This is a genomic window from Spiribacter curvatus (assembly GCF_000485905.1).
GTDB classification, from domain to species: Bacteria; Pseudomonadota; Gammaproteobacteria; order Nitrococcales; family Nitrococcaceae; genus Spiribacter; species Spiribacter curvatus.
The window spans coordinates 1,596,822-1,615,497 of the sequence record NC_022664.1 but is presented as its reverse complement, the minus strand read 5'-3'; the positions used below and the strand labels follow the sequence as shown (position 1 = coordinate 1,615,497).

General features: G+C 65.6%; 17 protein-coding genes and 1 pseudogene. 5 read left to right on the top strand and 13 right to left on the bottom strand.

The annotated features are described in order from the left end of the window. Nucleotides 1–2: 2 nt before the first annotated feature. Genes pdxA through SPICUR_RS07915 form a run of 3 tightly spaced genes read right to left on the bottom strand, consistent with a single transcriptional unit; the run spans nucleotide 3 to nucleotide 4,398 of the window. The gene (gene pdxA / locus SPICUR_RS07925; protein ID WP_023367832.1) at nucleotides 3–920 is read right to left on the bottom strand and encodes a 4-hydroxythreonine-4-phosphate dehydrogenase PdxA; all 918 of its coding nucleotides are present in this window, start codon (nucleotides 918–920) and stop codon (nucleotides 3–5) included. Further along, nucleotides 920–2,194, bottom strand: coding sequence for a peptidylprolyl isomerase (locus SPICUR_RS07920; RefSeq protein WP_023367830.1), 1,275 nt, complete (start codon nucleotides 2,192–2,194; stop codon nucleotides 920–922). The genes pdxA and SPICUR_RS07920 overlap by 1 nt, the downstream gene beginning before the upstream one ends. A 5-nt stretch (nucleotides 2,195–2,199) precedes the next feature. Beyond that, nucleotides 2,200–4,398: an LPS-assembly protein LptD gene (locus SPICUR_RS07915; RefSeq protein WP_023367828.1), complete on the bottom strand. Its 2,199-nt coding sequence runs from the start codon at nucleotides 4,396–4,398 to the stop codon at nucleotides 2,200–2,202. A gap of 94 nt (nucleotides 4,399–4,492) precedes the next feature. Here SPICUR_RS07915 and SPICUR_RS07910 point away from each other — a divergent pair, with 94 nt between their 5' ends. Then, complete coding sequence (locus SPICUR_RS07910; protein WP_023367826.1) at nucleotides 4,493–5,485, top strand: aminoglycoside phosphotransferase family protein; 993 nt, start codon at nucleotides 4,493–4,495, stop codon at nucleotides 5,483–5,485. Further along, nucleotides 5,482–6,142: pseudogene (murU, locus tag SPICUR_RS07905) on the top strand (N-acetylmuramate alpha-1-phosphate uridylyltransferase MurU). The gene SPICUR_RS07910 and the pseudogene murU overlap by 4 nt, the downstream one beginning before the upstream one ends. On the opposite strand, the gene lipB reads toward murU, so the two are convergent. From lipB to SPICUR_RS07855, 10 genes are read right to left on the bottom strand one after another with little or no spacing between them, the layout of a single operon-like run. Next, nucleotides 6,129–6,746: a lipoyl(octanoyl) transferase LipB gene (gene lipB / locus SPICUR_RS07900; RefSeq protein WP_023367823.1), complete on the bottom strand. Its 618-nt coding sequence runs from the start codon at nucleotides 6,744–6,746 to the stop codon at nucleotides 6,129–6,131. The pseudogene murU and the gene lipB overlap by 14 nt on opposite strands. Next, on the bottom strand, nucleotides 6,746–7,021 hold the full coding sequence (locus tag SPICUR_RS07895; RefSeq protein WP_041381824.1) for a YbeD family protein: 276 nt from the start codon (nucleotides 7,019–7,021) through the stop codon (nucleotides 6,746–6,748). The genes lipB and SPICUR_RS07895 overlap by 1 nt, the downstream gene beginning before the upstream one ends. Continuing rightward, the gene (locus SPICUR_RS07890; RefSeq protein WP_041382496.1) at nucleotides 7,009–8,154 is read right to left on the bottom strand and encodes a D-alanyl-D-alanine carboxypeptidase family protein; all 1,146 of its coding nucleotides are present in this window, start codon (nucleotides 8,152–8,154) and stop codon (nucleotides 7,009–7,011) included. Before SPICUR_RS07890 ends, SPICUR_RS07895 begins: the two co-directional genes overlap by 13 nt. 11 nt (nucleotides 8,155–8,165) lie before the next feature. Continuing rightward, nucleotides 8,166–8,960 (bottom strand): septal ring lytic transglycosylase RlpA family protein, encoded by a 795-nt coding sequence (locus SPICUR_RS07885; protein ID WP_023367819.1) that lies wholly within the window; start codon nucleotides 8,958–8,960, stop codon nucleotides 8,166–8,168. Next, nucleotides 8,960–9,922, bottom strand: coding sequence for a lytic murein transglycosylase B (gene mltB / locus SPICUR_RS07880; protein ID WP_237220327.1), 963 nt, complete (start codon nucleotides 9,920–9,922; stop codon nucleotides 8,960–8,962). Before mltB ends, SPICUR_RS07885 begins: the two co-directional genes overlap by 1 nt. A 26-nt stretch (nucleotides 9,923–9,948) precedes the next feature. After that, on the bottom strand, nucleotides 9,949–11,112 hold the full coding sequence (gene rodA, locus SPICUR_RS07875; protein ID WP_023367815.1) for a rod shape-determining protein RodA: 1,164 nt from the start codon (nucleotides 11,110–11,112) through the stop codon (nucleotides 9,949–9,951). Beyond that, nucleotides 11,082–12,914 (bottom strand): penicillin-binding protein 2, encoded by a 1,833-nt coding sequence (gene mrdA, locus SPICUR_RS07870; protein WP_023367813.1) that lies wholly within the window; start codon nucleotides 12,912–12,914, stop codon nucleotides 11,082–11,084. Before mrdA ends, rodA begins: the two co-directional genes overlap by 31 nt. Before the next feature lies 1 nt (nucleotide 12,915). Then, nucleotides 12,916–13,404, bottom strand: coding sequence for a rod shape-determining protein MreD (mreD, locus tag SPICUR_RS07865; RefSeq protein WP_023367812.1), 489 nt, complete (start codon nucleotides 13,402–13,404; stop codon nucleotides 12,916–12,918). Continuing rightward, nucleotides 13,397–14,230 carry a rod shape-determining protein MreC gene (gene mreC, locus SPICUR_RS07860; protein ID WP_076742143.1) on the bottom strand — a complete coding sequence of 278 codons (834 nt, stop codon included), beginning with the start codon at nucleotides 14,228–14,230 and terminating at the stop codon, nucleotides 13,397–13,399. Before mreC ends, mreD begins: the two co-directional genes overlap by 8 nt. Before the next feature lie 53 nt (nucleotides 14,231–14,283). After that, nucleotides 14,284–15,327 carry a rod shape-determining protein gene (locus tag SPICUR_RS07855; RefSeq protein WP_023367808.1) on the bottom strand — a complete coding sequence of 348 codons (1,044 nt, stop codon included), beginning with the start codon at nucleotides 15,325–15,327 and terminating at the stop codon, nucleotides 14,284–14,286. A gap of 115 nt (nucleotides 15,328–15,442) precedes the next feature. On the opposite strand from SPICUR_RS07855, the gene gatC reads away from it, so the two are divergent. Genes gatC through gatB form a run of 3 tightly spaced genes read left to right on the top strand, consistent with a single transcriptional unit; the run spans nucleotide 15,443 to nucleotide 18,670 of the window. Beyond that, nucleotides 15,443–15,730 (top strand): Asp-tRNA(Asn)/Glu-tRNA(Gln) amidotransferase subunit GatC, encoded by a 288-nt coding sequence (gatC, locus tag SPICUR_RS07850; RefSeq protein WP_023367806.1) that lies wholly within the window; start codon nucleotides 15,443–15,445, stop codon nucleotides 15,728–15,730. A gap of 42 nt (nucleotides 15,731–15,772) precedes the next feature. Next, nucleotides 15,773–17,230 carry an Asp-tRNA(Asn)/Glu-tRNA(Gln) amidotransferase subunit GatA gene (gatA, locus tag SPICUR_RS07845; protein ID WP_023367804.1) on the top strand — a complete coding sequence of 486 codons (1,458 nt, stop codon included), beginning with the start codon at nucleotides 15,773–15,775 and terminating at the stop codon, nucleotides 17,228–17,230. Nucleotides 17,231–17,236: 6 nt separating this feature from the next. Next, nucleotides 17,237–18,670 carry an Asp-tRNA(Asn)/Glu-tRNA(Gln) amidotransferase subunit GatB gene (gene gatB, locus SPICUR_RS07840; protein ID WP_041381820.1) on the top strand — a complete coding sequence of 478 codons (1,434 nt, stop codon included), beginning with the start codon at nucleotides 17,237–17,239 and terminating at the stop codon, nucleotides 18,668–18,670. Nucleotides 18,671–18,676: the final 6 nt, after the last annotated feature.

Below are 18,676 nucleotides of genomic sequence, written 5' to 3'. Positions count from 1 at the left end.
GTTCAGCGGCCCCTTTGGCCCATGGCGATCGCCTCGTGAATGGCGGCCCGCATGCTGCCGGTGTCGGCGACCCCCCGGCCCGCCAGGTCAAGTGCCGTGCCGTGATCCACCGAGGTACGGATGATGGGCAATCCCAGGGTGATGTTCACCGCATGACCGAAACCGACATGCTTGAGCACCGGCAGCCCCTGATCGTGATACATCGCGAGTACCGCGTCGGCGCCGTCGAGCCGCCCGGGCGTGAACAGGGTATCCGCGGGCAGCGGGCCGGTGAGGTTGAGCCCGGCATCACGGAGCCGTTCGATGACGGGCGTAATCATCTCGATTTCCTCCCGGCCCATATGGCCGGACTCACCGGCATGCGGATTGAGGCCGGCGACCAGGATATGCGGGCGCTCGATGGCATAGAAGCGGCGCAGGTCGTGGTCGATGATCCGCAGGATCGTGTCCAGACGCTCGGGGGTGATGGCATCGGCCACGTCCCGCAACGGCAGGTGGGTCGTGGCAAGCGCGACGCGCAGTGAACCGGCCGCGAGCATCATCACGGGCATCGGCGCAGCGGTCAGCGCCGCCAGGTACTCGGTATGACCGCTGAACGGATGGCCGGCTTCGTTGATCACTCCCTTGTGGACCGGGCCGGTGACCATCGCCTGAAAGCTGCCATCCTGACAGCCGCTGACGGCGGTACGCAGGGTTTCCAGGACATACGCCGCGTTACGCGGATCGAGCAAGCCCGGCGTCACCGGTGCCGCGGTCCGGACCGCCCGCACCTCCAGGTTGTCGGTGGCCGGCAGCAGCGCAGGGTCACCGATGGCGACGAGCCGAGCCTGCGGGAAGGCATCACTGAGCCGTGTGACCAGTTCCGGGCCGATACCGGCCGGCTCACCCGGGGTGATCGCGATGCATGGCCGCTCGGTCATCAGCCGTTCTCGAGCCGCTTTTCGATGTAGGCCTCTTCCCGCAGTTCGCGCAGCCAGAGCTCGGTTTCCTCCTCACTCTTGCGCTCCCGGATGGCTTGTTCGGCCTCCTCGCGGGCGATGGTCTCGCTGGTGTCACGCTCGCGCCGGTCGATGACCTCGGCGATATGCCAGCCGCCACGGGTGCGGAAGATCTCGCTGACTTCACCGGTTTCAAGGCGATTCACAGCGCTTCGGAACGACTCGGGCAGGTTGGCGGGATCGATCCAGCCCAGCTCACCGCCGTCGCCCGCCGAGTTCGGATCGTCGGAGTTGGCGCGCGCCAGATCGGCGAAATCCCCGCCGGCCTGAAGGCGACTGCGCAACGACTGGAGACGCAGTCGGGCATCCTCATTGGTGACGACCTCGTTGGGCTGAATGAGGATATGCCGGACTTTGGCCTGCTCGACGATTTTCTGACCGCTGCCGCGGGTCTCCTCGAGCTGATAGATCTGGAATCCGGCCGGCGTGCGCAGCAGCGCCGTCCGCTCGCCCGGTTCAAGCTCACGGATGGCGTCCGCGGCGGCCGTTGGCAGCTGCGACGCCGGCACCCAGCCGAGGTCGCCGCCCTCGAGGGCATTGCGGGCATCGGAGGCGGCTGTGGCGACACGGGCAAAGGACTCCCCGTCGTCAAGACGCTCGCTGACCGCCTGCGCCTCGTCGCGCGCGTCCTCGATGGCATCCGCCGAGGCCGCCTCGGGCACACTGATGAGGATCTGCGAGAGGCGGTAGTCGCGATCGAGGCTGCGGTTGCGCTCGATGAACTGCCGGATTTCCTGCTCGGTGACATCCACCCGCTGGTTCATGACCTGCTGGCGCAGTCGCCGCGTGATGATGTCCCGACGCAGCTGATCCCGAAACGCCGCCATATCCAACCCGCGCTCGGCGAGCGCGTCGCGAAGCTGGGGCAGGGTGAGACGGTTGCGCTCCGCGATCCGCCGCACGGCAGCGTCCAGCGTCGCCGAGTCGATGCGGACACCCTGGCGCTCAGCGACATTCAGCTGCAGGGTCTGGACGATCAGCCGGTCCAGCACCTGCTGCCGGAGCTCGGAGGCGGGTGGCATCTGCACATCCCGCTGTTCGAGGTTCTGCCGCACCGAGGCGAGTTCGGCCTCGAACTCGGAGCTGAGCACGACGTCATCGTTGACCAGCGCGACGATGCGCTCGAGCAGCACCTCCTCCGCCTGAACGGTCTGCACGAAAACCAGCAGCAGGGTGGCAAGCAGCGTTCTCATCATTGATCTCAATGCCTTGGGTTGTAGCCGTCGATTTCGGCGTCGAGGAAAGGTCGGATTCTATCACCGATACCGCCCAGACCCTTGAGCTCGAGTTCGAGCATGATCGCCTGATCCAGTGAGGGTTGGCCTGGATCGACGTTGCGAAGCCTTTCCTCGCTCACAATGAAACGGAACGAGTGGCAGCAGCCGGATTGCTCGAAGCCGAAAAACGTCTCGAGTGTCTGCCGCGTCTCCAGATCTTCCCGGGCCCCTGCGAAGCCCCGCCATGCGGCGGTGATCGGCACCGCCAGGGAGGCGCTGACCTGATTCCGGTCGGTCACGCCATCGGTCTTTTCGCGTCTCAGTGACAGATTGACAGCGGCCTGATCGCTCCCCCGCCACCGCAGCAGCGTCCGCAGTTTGTTGGTATCCGCGTTGTCCGGGTCCCAGCGATAGTCCGCGTCGATCTCGAATCCGCGGGGCAGCGACAGACGCAGCTCGGTGATGTAATCCGACCGGTCGCGCTCGGCGTCGTCATGGAAAAAGAACGTCTGGCCAAGGGACGCGCGCAGGTACTCCCTGCCCGTGCGCTCGTCGATGTATCGGCTCGTCACGCCGACACTCGCCTGTTCGGTGTGATCGTTGTTGAATGCCGTTGCCCGGAAAAGCCTCGAGAAGTTGCCGGTTGTCGACGCGCTCCCGAAATCCGGGAGCTGATCCTGATCGCGGTCGGGCACATGGCGATAGAGGACGCGGGGCTCGAGGGTCTGGTAGACGCCCTGGAAGAGGGTGTCAGGTCGCTCGAAGAACACCCGGGCGTCGGCGGTGTAGATCGGCACCGACGCACTCGGCGAGTCGTCATCGCCATCGGCGCTGGTGAGGTCATAACCGGAGTGCTGGAACGCGACCGCGGGCTCGAACCGGTAGGCGAGCCTTTTGATCGGCACGGACACCCGTGGGGCGATGTTGTATTCGATGCCCTGCTCGCGCGTGGCATCGGCGTTGTAAAAGTCGGTGTACTCCGATGCGATGTCGAACTGGATGGGGCCCAGGCCCGCGATCGGATCATAGCCCAGCTGCACCCGCGGTCGACGCGCATAGGGCGATGACGGTCCGTCGTCGACGCGCTGCCATGACTGGGCGTCGATCGAGGCCAGCACCCCCCGGTCGGCCCAGGAGAGTTCCGCCCGGCTCTCCATGAATGCCGCCGAGCGATCGTCGAATTCATTGCCGAAGTCATCGTTGAATGCCGTATCACTGGTGCGTTGCTGGCGGAGTTCGCCGCGCACCGAGCGGCCCAGACGCAGCTCATGGGTCTGATCGATCGCCCAGCGATCGGCGCCGTAGACATCGTCCGAGGGCAGATAGCTGGCGCTGATCGTGCCCTCGATCCATTCCTGGAGATAGCGATACTCGGTATCGAGCAGTACGCCGCGTTTCCAGTAGGAGGTGGGCGTGATCGTCGCATCCTGGTCCGGGGCGATATTCCAGTACCAGGGCAGCGAGAGCGTGGTCCCGTTGCTGTCGGATCGACCGATCGTAGGGGCGAGCAGACCGGTCAGCCGCTCGCTGCCCACCGGGAACTGAAGATACGGGGTATAGAAGACCGGCAGGCGGCCGATCGAGAGCACGGCATTGCGGGCCCGTCCCTGGCGGGTGTCGCGGTTGATGTCGGCGCTGCCGGCGCGCAGTGTCCAGAACGGCTGCTCGGGCAGACAGGTGCTCAGGGTGACGCCCTGATAGCGGCTGCGGGTCGGACCTTCACGGACAATGCGCTCGGCACTGCCCTGGAGATGCCCCGCGGCAATGCGGTAATCGCTGACCCCTTCGAAGTGGCCACGCTCCGGCGCCAGCCAGTAGCGGGCACGCTCGGCATCGATCAGTACCCCGGGCTGGCGTAACTGGACGCCCCCCTCGCCCTGCAGATCACCCGCGCCGGTGTCGTAGCGCAATCGCTCACCGCGCACGCGCTGTTCGCCTTTTCGCACGCGCACATCGCCACTGAACGCGTAGATCGGCGGCGAGCCGGATACCCGGGCTTCATCGGCGGTGACGTTGATCGCGCCGCTGGCTGTCGGCGCTGCGCTGGGGGCATCGACCATGGGCGCGAGCAGCGGCGCACTGCACAGCGCCCAGCGGCCATCGGCCGCTGGCGTGGCGTTGGACCAGGTGAGCGCTGTCGCCAGGGCGATGGCAATGAGTGGCGTTGATTGGTGTCGCGGCACGAAACGGTTGTCCCAGTCAGTTGGTGGAGCGCTTTGGAAACGGAAGGGTACCCTATAGACTTCAGAATATTCAGGGCGGGGAGCATCAGCAATCGTGGTTATTGACCGGCTCGACCCGCGCGGCCGGCGCATGGGCGAGTGGCTGCGCAGCCAGGGCGTGGCACCCGGGGCGGCGCGGTCGATGGGCGCAGACGCCAGTGACCGTCGCTATTTTCGCCTGGACACGCCGTGGGGCGAGCGGGTGGTGATGGATGCGCCGGATCAGCCCGCCACCTGCGAGGCGTTCCGCCAGGTTCGCGGCGTGATGGCGGATGCGGGGCTGCATGTCCCGGTGATCCATGCCGCTGACACCCATGAGGGTTTCATGCTGCTCGAGGACCTCGGCGACCGCGACTATCTCAGCGCGCTGCGGGACGGGTCACGGCAATCACTGTTAGCGGACGCCATCAATGCGTTGGTGCGCCTGCAGTGCCGGGCGAGCACCGGGCGGCTGGCGCGTTTCGACGTCACGCGGATCGACCGGGAGCTCGCGCTGTTCCCGGACTGGTATGTGCGTCGGCATCTCGGTATCGAGCCCGACGCGCAATGGTGGTCGCGCTGGCAGGCGGGGACGGCGGTGCTCGCAGCGGCGATGACCGACCAGCCCGAGGTCGTCGTGCACCGCGATTACATGGTGCGCAACCTGCTGGTGGCCACACCCAACCCTGGCATTATCGACTTTCAGGACGCGCTCGCGGGCCCGGTGGCCTATGACCTGGCGAGTCTGCTGCGGGATGCCTTCTACAGTCTGGATCCCGATGAGGAGCGGGACTGGATCGCATTCTATCGACATCAGGCCATGGCCGCGGGGATCGCGCTGCCGGATGATCTCCCGCGGGCACTCGATCGCACCGCGGCGCAGCGCCACCTCAAGGTCCTGGGGATCTTCGCTCGACTATGCCATCGCGATGGCAAGCCGCAGTATCTCGTCGACGCCCCCCGTTTTCTCGGCTATCTGTGGCGGGAGCTGAGTGATGATCCGCGCTGCCACGATCTGGCGGCGCTGATCGCCGATCTGCCGCCGCCGGCGCGGGCGGCTCCGCGATGAATGCGATGATCCTGGCGGCGGGGCGGGGCGAGCGCATGCGACCGCTGACCGATCACTGCCCCAAGCCATTGCTGACCGTCGCCGGGCGGACATTGCTCGACTGGCATCTCTCACGGCTTCGCCGGTTTGGGCGTGGTCATCAATACCGCCTGGCTGGGCGACCGGATCCGTGATCATATCGACCGTCATGCCCCATCGGGTCTCGATATCCAGCTCTCCGAGGAAGGCGGTCACGCCCTCGAGACTGCCGGCGGAATCGTGCGTGCGCTGCCGCTTCTGGGCCCCGATCCGTTCATGGTCATCAATGGCGATGTCTGGAGCGATCTTGATCTGGCGATGCTGCCTGTCCAACCCGAGGGACTGGGTCACCTGGTGCTGGTGGACAACCCCGATCATCATCCTGACGGCGACTTCCATTTCGATGGCCATGCGTTGTCCCCCGACGGTGATGGGCGCCGGTATACCTTCGCGGGCATCGCCTGTTATCGCCCGGAATTGTTCGCGGGCGTGGGTGCCGGTGTGGCGCCACTGGCACCGATCCTCCGGCGGGCCTGCGAGCGGCGCCAGCTGACGGGTCATCACCACCCCGGGGAATGGTGCGATGTCGGAACGCCAGCGCGTCTCGCCGCACTGGATGCCCGCCTCAAGCGCCGTTGAGCTGTACCAGCAGCTGGTCGGTGAGGGCTTCGGCAGCGGTGGCCAGCGAGCAGTCGATCCCCAATGAGGCAAGGTCGGTGACGGTCATACCGGCATAGCCGCAGGGGTTGATGCGCTGAAAGGGTGACAGATCCATGGCGATGTTCACGGCAAGGCCGTGGTAGCTACAGCCACGCCGGACGCGCAGTCCCAGTGCCGCGATCTTGGCATCATCGACATAGACACCCGGGGCGTCGGCCCGCGGTGCGGCGCTGACCCCCTGGCTGGCGAGCCAGTCGACGACGGTCTGCTCAAGCCGCGTGACCAGGGCCCGCGCACCCAGCCTGCGACGGCGTAGATCAACAAGGGGGTAGAGGATGATCTGGCCGGGGCCATGGTAGGTGACCTGGCCCCCGCGGTCGGTCTGCACGAGCGGAATATCACCGCGCTCGAGGACATGCTCCGGGCGGCCGGCCTGCCCCAGCGTGAAGACCGCTGGATGCTCGACCCGCCAGATTTCATCGGCGCTGCGGGTATCGCGGGTGTCCGTGAAGTCACGCATCGCTGCCGCGACCGTCTCATAGTCACACCGGCCCCAGTCGCGGATCGCGATCGGCACCGCCATCAGAGTGTGGCGAGAACGCTGTCGTGCGCCTTCAGCTCCCCATAGATCGCATCGAGCTGAGCTCGGCTGCTGGCGGTGATGGTGGCGGTCACCGAGATGAAACGCCCGCCCCGGCTCTCGGCGGTCGTCAGGGTGTCGGCCGATAACTCAGGGGCGTGGCGACGGACGATCTCGAGTACCGTTTGCGGGAGCGCGTCACTGTTCCGTCCCATCGCCTTGATCGGGAAGCTGCAGGGGAAGGTCAGCCCCTCGGGCGAGGCGTTCAATTGATCCATAGGCGCACACTGTCGATGGTCCGGCCCACAAAACCCGCTTCCGGTACACCCTCAAGGGCAATGATGGATCGCTCGCGGACCACTTCGCCGTTGAGCGAGACGCTCAGGCGACCCACGCTGTCGCCCTCGGCAACGGGCGCCTGGAGTGGGTCATTCAACGTGATCCGTGCATCCAGCTGATCGTAGGTATCAGTGGGGAGGGTGATGTAGATATCGTCGCTCACGCCCACCGGGAGCGTATCAGCGGTCCCCTTCCACAGGCGGGGTGTGTTGATGGTTGCATCGGCCTCGTAGAGGCGGTGGGTTTCGAAAAAGCGATAGCCGTAATTCAGCAGGGTCTTGGACTGCTCGACGCGGTTCTCCGGTGTCTCTGCACCCATCACCACCGAAATCAGGCGCATGCCATCACGGTTGGCGGAGGTCGCCAGGCAATACTGAGCGGCCTCGGTATAGCCCGTCTTGACGCCATCAACGGAGGGATCCTGCCAGAGCATGCGATTGCGGTTGCGCTGGGTGATGCCGTTCCAGGTGAACTGGCGCTCCGAGTAGTAGCGGTAGTAGTCCGGAAAGCGGTTGATCAGTGCGCGCACCAACGTCGCGGTGTCCGCCGCCGACGAGTAGTGATCGTCGCCGGGCAGCCCCGTGGCATTGGTGTACTGAGTATTGGTCATGCCCAGCTCGGCGGCGTATTGGTTCATCAGCGCCGCGAAGGTCGCCTCGCTGCCGGCGATATGCTCGGCCAGGGCGATGCTCGCGTCGTTGCCGGACTGGATGATCATGCCGCGGACCAGATCCCGGACCGGGATGCGATTGCCCACCTCGATGAACATCCGTGAGCCACGGGCCCGCCATGCCTTTTCGCTGATCACGACCTGTTCATCCATGCTGAGATCGCCTGACTGGAGCTCATTGAACACGACAAAGGCCGTCATGACCTTGGTGATACTGGCGGGATCGCGCCGTACGTCGCTCTGCTCGTTCGCCAGTACCCGGCCGCTGTGGAAGTCCATCAGCACGTATCCCTTGGCACCCAGCGCTGGCGGATCCGGGACCGGCACGGGCTGGGACTGCGCGGCGGCGTGGCCGCCCAGTAGCAGGGTCATGATGAGCAGGGCGAGTCTGAGCGACGTCATGATGGGGGGCTTCACTCCGGTTGGGTTGTACTAGCGGGAATGATGACACGCCCGGACGAAAAACGGGTGCCATCCAGTTCGGTGCTGAGTCGATCGACACTGTCGACATCCGGCAGCGGACCGAGGCGGACCCGATGCAGGCCATCCTCGCCCTCCCGGACCGTGGGTGCCGCGGACAGCTCTGCGGCCCGAAGCCGCTCTGCGAGCCGCCTGGCGTTGCCGGCGCTGCGGAACGCGGCGAGCTGAATCCAGTAACCACGCTCGCCCGCCTCAGGCGTGGCCTTGGCTGAGCCTGTCGCCTGTCCCGGTGTCACGGTACGGATCGCCACCGGTGCGGTGCCCTTTTCGAGCATGCCGAGCTTGGCCGCGGCGGCATAGGACAGATCAATAATGCGGTTGTCGGCGAATGGCCCCCGGTCGTTGACCTTGACGACAATGGTGCGGTCGTTGTCCAGATGCCGGACCTCTACCCAGGTGGGCAGAGGCAGATGCTTGTGCGCGGCGGTCATCGCATACATGTCGTAGGGCTCGCCGCTCGAGGTCCGCCGGCCCTGGAACTTGCTGCCATACCATGAGGCGATGCCGCGTTCGCGGTGGTCCTCGGCGCTCGCCATCACCTCGTAGGTACGGCCGAACACCTCGTAGCGCTCGGGGTTGCCGTAACGACTGGCGGGCACGTCCTGCGGCACCGCATCGGGGATCGCCATGGGATCATCGATCACTCGTCCCGGACCGTCCTGCGGTTCAGGCGCGAGGCCGCTGCAGCCAGCCACGAGGAGCGTTGCGAGCAGGATCGTGACCCGCATCAGGTACTGGCCCCGCGGATGGCATCGGCGAGCTGGTGCACGGCCATGGCATAGAGCGCGCTGTGGTTGTAGCGGGTGATCGCATAGAAGTTGCGAAGCGTGATCCAGTGCTCTGCGCCGGCACCGGTCTGTAGCTCGAGCAGCCGCGCGTCCAGCGCGGCGGCTAGCGGGCGCTCGGCACTGACGCCGGCGGATGCCAGTGTGGCGATCGTATCCACCGGCTCGAGGGGCGCGCGCAGTCGTGAGCGCCACTGGTCGCCGTCCAGTCGCGCGGGCACGGCGATCGGGGCGCCGGCCTGCCAGCCATGGCGCGATAGGTAGTGGCCAACGCTGCCAATGGCGTCTGCTGGCTCTGAGAATAGATCACGGCGGCCATTCTGGTTGAAGTCGATCGCATAGGCGCGGTAGCTGCTGCTGATGAACTGTGGGACACCCATGGCGCCGGCGTAGGAACCGAGCACCGTGGTTGGATCGATGTCCTCCTCGTGAGCGAGCAGCAGGAACGCCTCGAGTTCATCACGGAAGAATTCGCCGCGGGGTGGATAGCCGAACCCCAGCGTGCGCAGCGCGTCGATCACGCGGTAATCGCCGGCGTAGCGTCCATAAAACGTCTCCACGCCGATGATCGCGACCACGATCTCGGCGGGTACGCCGTACTGCTGCTCAGCCGCTTCGAGCCACCGCCGGTGGCGCCGCTGGAACTCGACCCCGGCAGTGATCCGGGCCTCGGTCAGGAAAATATCGCGGTAGCGGTGCCACGGCAGTGCCTCCGCTGGACGGCTGATGGCCTCGATGATCTCCGGCCGGTGAGTGGCCTCATCGCGGATCAGCCGCTCCACGGCGGCTGCATCCAGATCGTGACGTGCGCCAACCTGCTCGCTGAACGCGCGGATCGTCGTGGTCTCGGTTGTGTCGGCGACGCCGGGGGCGGCGATGAGGACTGCGAGCAGGGTAGCCGTCACGATGCGCAAGCAATGATGAAGCGTTTTCACGATGACCACATCCGCCGGTGGGTATGAATGGACATGAGAATACCGAACCCCGTGAGAAGCGTCACCATCGCCGATCCACCATAGCTGATCAGGGGCAGTGGCAGCCCCACCACCGGGAGCACGCCGGACACCATGCCGATGTTCACAAAGCAATAGACAAAGAACGTCAGTGACAGGCCGCCCGCGAGCAGTCGCGAGAAATTGTCCTGGGCTTCAAAGGCGATCCACAAGCCACGGGCGGTGATCGCGAGGTAGAGGACGAGCAGCGATACGACGCCGACGAAACCGAATTCCTCGGCCATCACGGCAAAGACGAAATCGGTATGGCGTTCGGGAATGAACTCAAGATGGGCCTGAGTGCCGTTCAGCCAGCCCTTGCCGTGGATACCGCCTGATCCGATCGCGATCTGCGACTGGATGATGTTATAGCCGGCACCCAGCGGCTCCCGTGACGGGTCGAGGAATGTCAGTACACGCTCGCGCTGATAGGCCCGCATACCGAAATGCCAGAGCAGTGGCACGGCGGCGGAGGCGACTAACAGCAACGCCGATACGATCCGCCAGCGGATCCCACCCAGGAACAGGACACTGGCGCCGGCGGCGCCGATGAGTACGGCGGTTCCGAGGTCGGGCTGGGCGCCGATCAACCCGACGGGCAGCGCGATGATGGCAAGCACGAGCGCCGAACGGCCCAGTGTGACCGGGAGCAGAGATCGGGCAATCAGCCAGGCCACCATGATCGGCACCGCCAGTTTCATGATCTCTGAGGGCTGGAACGCCACAACGCCGAGATCCAGCCAGCGACGGGCGCCACCGCCCAGCTGGCCGGCGATCAGGACGGCGATCAACAGCACGATCCCCAGGCCGAAAAGCAGGGGGGCGATGCGCGACAATTGCCAGGGCGGGATCTGCGCGGCGATGATCATCGCCACGACGCCGATGCCGAGTCGGATGAGATGGCCCTGGACTGGCTCGATCCGACCGCCGAATGCACTGTAGAGGACAATCAGGCCGAATCCTGACAGCAGCGCGAGGAGCGCCAGCAGCACGCCCTCGAGGTGCAGGGCACGCTGGAGCAGCCCCCCGGTCGCCCGGCGGGCGGCCGCCTGTACGCCACCGTCCGGCCAGTTCACCGCCGGTCGCCCCGTTGCTGCATCCATGCCTCAATGACCCGGCGCGCCATGGGCGCGGCCGTTTCACTGCCGCTCCCCCCATTCTCAACCAGGACACTGACTGCGATCTGCGGCGATGTTGCCGGGGCGAAGGCCGTGAACAAGGCATGATCACGGAAGCGTGGATTAATCGCATCCTCATCATATTCCTCGCCCTGCGCGATCCCGATGACCTGCGCGGTGCCGGTTTTCCCGGCAATCCGATAATCGAGTCCCTCGCCAATCGCCCGCGCCGTGCCGCGCGGCCCATGAACCACATCGACCATGGCATCGATGACGGCCTGCCAGAGGTTTTCGTCCTCGAGCATGACCGGTTCGGCACCCGCGGCGTCATCCCGCGGGGCACGACCCTCGAGGAGATGGGGCGTCACCGGTGCGCCGCGGTTGGCGAGCATGGCCGTTGAGGACGCCAGCTGAATCGGGGTGACCAGCGTGAATCCCTGCCCGATGCCGGTATTGATGGTCTCGCCCTGGTACCAGGGTTCGCCGAGGTTGCGCTCCTTCCAGTCGCGGGAGGGCATGACACCGACCCGCTCGCCGGGCAGATCGATACCGCTCCCGGTCCCGAATCCGAACCGGGTCATCCAGTCATGCATGCGATCGATCCCCAGGCGTTCAGCGAGCTCGTAGTAGTAGATGTCGCAGGACTCGGCGATCGATTCATTGAGGTCAACGTTGCCATGACCGGTCCGTTTCCAGTCGCGCCACACGCGGGATACATTGGGGAGACGGAAGGTGCCGTTGCAATGGATTGTTTCGTCCGGCTCCATGGCTCCGGTCGCGACGCCGGCGAGTCCCAGAAACGGCTTGACCACCGATCCGGGAGGATAGCGTCCACTGATGGCGCGGTTGTACAGCGGCTGATCCGGGTCGGTCTGCAGCGCCTGGAAGGTGCCCCGGTCGAGGCCTGCAATGAGCTGATTGGGATTGAACCCGGGTTGGCTTGCCAGCGCTCTGATCGCACCCGTACCCGGATCCAGGGCGACGATGGCACCACGATAGTCGCCGAGGCTCTGCTCGGCAATCCGCTGCAGCTCGATGTCCAGGGTGAGGGTCAGGTCCTCGCCGGGAATCGGTGGGTCGCGCTCGATGACATTGATCGGCCGCCCCAGGGCATTGGTCTCGATGCGCTCGTAGCCCATCTCGCCGCGCAGTCGCTGCTCGTAGGCCTTCTCCACGCCGGTTTTACCGATCACGCTGCTGCCCCGGTACTGGCGACGGTCGCGCTCGCTCAGCTCGGATTCATTGATCCGGCCGACATAGCCCACGGCGTGGGCGCCGAGCGATCCGTAGGGATAGTGGCGGATGAGGTGCGGCTGGACCTCGAGACCGGGGAATCGGTGACGGTTGACCGCGATACGCGCCACTGCCTCATCGCTCAGCTGACGTTTCAGCGGGAGCGCCTGAAACCCCCGGCTGCGCTTGCGGGCATCGCTGAAGGCATCCCGTTCGGCGTCACTGACTCCGATCAGCGCGTCAATCTCGTCGATCAGCGCGGCGGGGTCATCGGCCCGCTCGGGCACAATCGTCAGGCGGAAGGCCGGCTGGTTCTCGGCGAGGATGCGACCGCGGTGGTCGCGGATCAGCCCCCGGGTGGGTGCCACGGCAGCGATGCGGATGCGATTGTCCTGGGATTGGGCGGCGAAATGGTCGTATTTGACGGTCTGTAGATAGGCGATCCGGCCGGCGAGCAGCAGGAACAGGAGCGCCCCGATGACGCCGGCGATGAGCAGACGGCTGCGGATGACCTGTCGCTCCCGGGGTTTATTGCGCAGCGTACCCAGATCCATATCAGTTGACCTGAAAACTCCGCCGCAGGGTCCTCAGCAGCACAAACACCAGGGGCCAGAGGAGCGTGCTGGTGAGCGCGGGGAGCCAGAACCGCCAGTCGACGCTGGGATCGTCGCTCAGCCCCCGGGTGATGAACAGCACGCCGTGGGCGGCCAGAAGCACCGCCAGTACGGTCAGCGTCTGTTGCCATATCGGCACATTGCGGATGCGTTGGTAGAGCTGGATGGTCAGATAAGCGACCAGCGCGAACGCCAGCGCGTGTGAGCCGAGTGCCGTGGCCTGCAGGATGTCCTGCAGCAGCCCGGTCAGCCAGGCGACGCCGACACCCGCGCGGGCGGGCAGGGCGAGGCTCCAGTAGAGGATGACCAGCATCGCCCATTCCGGTCGGTAGGGCGCCAGACCGGTCGGGAAGGGGAGAATGGTCAGCGCCAGCGCAATCACGAGGGTGACTGCGATCAGCCAGCGCGCATGGGGGCGGGCGCTATTCACGGCGCTCGCCCCGCTCCTGGATCAGCAGCACTTCCTCGACCCGTCCCAGTCCGCCGAGCGGCTCTACCTCAATCGCGGAGAAGGCCTGACCTTCATCAATGCTGACCCTGCGCACCTTGCCCACGGGATAGCCGGCCGGGAATCGCCCGCCCAGGCCGGAGGTCACGAGCAGGTCGCCAACCTCGATACTGGCGTTGTTGGACAGACTGGTGATGGCCAGCGTGTCGGTTCGCCCGGTCCCGAAGGCGACGCTGCGCAGACCGTTGCGGTTGACCTGTACCGGAATGCCATGACTGGGATCGCTGATCAGCCGGACGGTCGCGGTGAAGGGCGAGACGGTCTCGACCTGGCCGATCACCCCGTCGGCGTCGATGACCGGCTGTCCGATGCTGATGCTGTCGCGGAGTCCCTTGTTGATCTGGATGAGGTGGTTGAATGGATCAAGATCGACGGCGGTGATCTCGGCGATCGCCACCGGGCGGTCGAGCTCGTAGGACGAGTCGAGCAGGCTGCGCAGTCGGATGTTCTCGACCTCCAGCGCGTCAAGGCGCTGGAGTCGCGCCTGATAGAGCTTCTGTCGATCCTCCAGGCGGCGGTTTTCCTGGATCAGTTCGCGACGGCTGGTGGTGATCTCAGTCGCGATTTGACCGATCTGGTCGGGCAGTGAGGCGATGACACGGATCGGGTGTGCGATGACCGAGAGCCCGTCATGGACTGGCGCCAGCAGCCCCTCGCGGTGATCGACGAGCAGAAGCACAACGGACAGGACGGTGACCAGAGCGAATCGGGCGGTGACGGACGGGGCCTGTGAGAAAAGCGGTTTGATGGTACTGCAGCCTCCAGCGAAGGACCCTCCCGGTCAGGTGAGCATGGACGCTATCACTCGCTGGTGAAAAGATCCGCGCCCTTCTCATCCATGAGCTCGAGTGCCCGACCGCCGCCACGAGCCACCGAGGTCAGCGGTTCCTCGGCGATCACCACCGGCAGCCCCGTTTCCTCCATGAGCAGACGATCGATGTTCCGGAGCAGCGCTCCACCGCCGGTGATGACGATGCCCCGTTCGGCGACATCCGCGCCGAGTTCCGGCGGGGTCTGCTCGAGCGCGGTGGTGACAGCGCCGACGATCCCTGACAGAGGCTCCTGGAGTGCCTCGAGGATCTCGTTACTGTTCAGGGTGAAGCTGCGCGGGATGCCCTGTGCGAGATTGCGCCCCTTGATCTCGAGCTCGCGGACTTCATTGCCGGGGAAGGCCTGTCCGATCTCCTGTTTGATCCGCTCGGCCGTCGAATCACCGATCAGGATGCCGTAGTTGCGGCGGACATAGTTGACGATGGCCTCTTCGAAGCGATCGCCACCAATGCGTACGGAGGCCGAGTAGACAATGCCGTTCAGCGAGACGACCGCGACTTCCGAGGTGCCGCCGCCGATATCCAGCACCATCGACCCGCGCGCCTCGCCGACGGGCATGTCCGCGCCGATGGCCGCCGCCATGGGTTCCTCGATCAGATAGACCTCACGGGCCCCGGCGCCGGCGGCGGATTCGCGGATCGCGCGGCGTTCAACCTGCGTCGATCCGCAGGGCACGCAGACCAGAACGCGCGGGCTGGGGCGGAAAAAACGCGCTTCATGAACCTTCTTGATGAAGTGCTGGAGCATTTTCTCGGTGACGGTGAAATCGGCGATGACGCCGTCCTTGAGCGGGCGGATCGCCTTGATCGTGCCTGGCGTGCGACCCAGCATCAGCTTGGCCTCGTGCCCCACGGCGGCGATCGTCTTCGGGCCGCCGTCACGATCCTGGCGGATCGCGACGACCGACGGCTCGTCAAGCAGGATGGACTGCCCACGGGAGTAAATCAGGGTGTTGGCGGTACCCAGGTCGATCGAAAGATCATTGGAGAAAATGCCCCGTATGCCCTTGAACATGAAGAAATCCAGACGAGTTGAAAAGACGCGTTAATCTATCAACCGGTGGGGGTTTGGGCAAGGTAGCCCCTATGGTAGCTTTGACGGCTTAACGATCTGACCGTCAGGTGACCCCATGCCCATGAATGCGAACGAAGTTGCCCAGATCGCTCATCTGGCCCGGCTGGCGGTGAGCGCTGAGGACAGCGAGACCCACGCCCGCAATCTCTCCGAGATCCTCGATTTCGTCGAGCAGCTCGGCACGGTGGATACCGGGGATGTCGAGCCACTCGCCCACCCGCTGGAGATGACCCAGCGTCTGCGCACCGACGAGCCCTCCGAGCCGGATGAGCGCGAGCGCTTCCAGGCCATTGCCCCGGCGACCGAGGCGGGTCACTACCTCGTCCCGCGGGTTATCGAATAATCACCGGCCCGACAGGGCTGTGGCCCAGGATTTCAACTCACTATGCATGATCGCACCATTGCTGAACTCGGTACGGCGCTCGAGCGGGGTGAATGCTCCAGCGTCGAACTGACCCGTGCCACCCTCGAGCGGATCGACCAGGCCGCCGACCTCAATGCCTTCATCACCCTGACACCTGAATCGGCCCTGGCCGAGGCCGCCGAGGCGGATGCCGCCCGCGCTCGCGGCGAGGCGGGTCCGCTGACCGGCATTCCGATTGCTCACAAGGATATTTTCTGTACCGAGGGCGTGCGCACCAGCTGCGGCAGCCGCATGCTCGAGAGGTTTGTCCCCCCGTACGATGCCTTCGTCGTCGCGCGGCTCCGGGCGGCCGGGGCGGTGGCGGTCGGTAAGACCAACATGGACGAGTTCGCCATGGGGTCGTCCAACGAGACAAGCTTTTTCGGCCCGGTGAAAAACCCCTGGGACCGCAACGCGGTGCCGGGTGGGTCGTCGGGCGGATCGGCGGCGGCCGTGGCCTCGGGGCTGGTGCCGGCGGCGACGGGGACGGATACCGGCGGCTCGATCCGGCAGCCGGCGGCGCTGACCGGTATCAGTGGCCTCAAGCCCACCTATGGCCGGGTGTCGCGTTACGGCATGATCGCCTTCGCCTCGAGCCTTGATCAGGCCGGCCCGATGGCCTCAAGTGCTGAGGATCTGGCGATCATGCTGCAGGGCATGGCCGGGTTCGACCGTCGTGACTCGACCTGCGTCGATCGCCCCGTGCCCGACTACCGGGCCGCACTGGCGGAGACCGACGTGCGCGGCCTGCGGATCGGTCTGCCCCGGGAGTTCATCGAGGCGGATGGTGTGGATGCTGAGGTCTCAGGCGCCGTGACCGCCGCGACCGATGCGCTGCGCGAGGCCGGCGCCGATGTGCGCGAGATCTCACTGCCTAACGCCGGTATGGCCGTACCGGTCTACTACGTGATCGCTCCCGCCGAGGCCTCGTCCAATCTGTCGCGCTTCGATGGCGTGCGCTATGGCTATCGCTGCGACAGTCCGGCGGATCTCGAGGACCTCTACAAGCGCAGCCGCGGCGAAGGCTTCGGCGAAGAGGTCAAGCGCCGCATCATGGTCGGGACCTATGCCCTGTCGGCGGGCTACTACGATGCCTATTACCGCAAGGCCCAGCAGGTGCGGCGGCTGGTGCAGGAAGACTTCGCGCGGGCGTTCGAGTCGGTGGATGTGATCGCCGGCCCGACGGCGCCGTCCACCGCCTTCCCGCTCGGGTCAAAGGCGGATGATCCGGTGCAGATGTATCTGTCCGACATCTTTACGATCGCCGTCAATCTGGCCGGGCTGCCGGCGCTCTCGGTCCCTGCCGGGTTCGGTGGCGGTCGCCCGGTCGGCCTGCAGCTGATCGGCAATCACTTCCAGGAAGGGCGGCTGCTCGGCGCCGCCCATGGATACCAGCAGCTCACCGACTGGCACCGGCAGCGGCCGTCGGTGGAGGGATAGCAGACGATGCAATGGGAAGCAGTGATCGGGCTTGAGCTGCACGCGCAGCTCGCCACCCGGACCAAGATATTCTCGGGCGCGCCGACGGCGTATGGCGCCGAGGCCAACCGCCAGGCCTCGGCGATCGATCTGGGCATGCCGGGCATGCTGCCTGTGCTCAATGAGCGGGCGGTCCGCTATGCCATCCGGCTGGGGCTGGCGCTGGATGCCGAGGTCGCCGGTCGGTCCGTGTTCGCGCGCAAGAACTACTTCTACCCCGATCTACCCAAGGGGTATCAGATCTCGCAGTACGAGCTGCCGGTGGTGGGTACCGGGCATCTCGACATTGACCTCGAGGACGGGTCGCACAAACGGGTGGGCGTGACCCGGGCCCATCTCGAGGAGGACGCCGGCAAGAGCCTGCATGAAGGCTTTACACGGATGACGGGCATCGATCTCAACCGGGCCGGAACGCCGCTGCTGGAGATCGTCTCGGAGCCGGAGCTGCGCACCGCGAAAGAGGCGGTGGCGTACATGAAGAAAATGCACTCGCTGGTGCGCTATCTGGGCATCTGTGACGGCAATATGCAGGAGGGCAGCTTTCGCTGTGATGCCAACGTTTCAGTCCGGCCGGTGGGCCAGACCGGCTTCGGGACCCGCGCGGAGCTCAAGAACCTCAACTCGTTCCGCTTTGTGGAGCGCGCGATCAACTACGAGATCGAGCGCCAGATCGAGCTGATCGAGGACGGCGGCGCGGTCGTCCAGGAGACACGGCTGTTCGACCCGGATCGGGGCGAGACCCGGTCGATGCGGGGCAAGGAAGAGGCCCACGATTACCGCTACTTCCCTGATCCCGATCTTCTGCCGCTGGAGATCACGACGGCTTTCATCGACGAGGTGCGCGCCGAGCTGCCAGAGCTGCCCGATGCCAAGTCGATGCGCTTTCAACAGGATTACGGGCTATCCGGCTACGACGCCGGCGTGCTGACCGCCTCGCGCGAGCTGGCGGATTATTTCGAGGCGGTCGTGGCGGCCGCTGGCGATGCCAAGCTGTCGGCCAACTGGGTCATGGGGGAGCTCTCCGGGGCGCTGAACAAGGCGAGTCTGGATATCACCCAGAGCCCGGTGGACGCCGCAACGCTCGCCGGTCTGCTCGCGCGCATCCGTGACGAGACGATTTCCGGGAAGATCGCCAAGGAGGTCTTCGAGGCGGTATGGAACGGCGAGGGTGACGCCGACACGGTGATCAGTGCGCGTGGCCTTCGGCAGGTGACCGACAACTCGGCCATCGAGGCCATGGTGGACGAGGCGATAGCCGCCAACCCCGAACAGCTCGAGCAGTACCGCGCTGGCAAGACGAAACTGATGGGATTCTTTGTCGGTCAGGTCATGAAGGCCTCGGGCGGCAAGGCGAATCCCCAGCAGGTCAACGAAGTCCTCAAACAGCGGCTGGATGGTTGATTCACG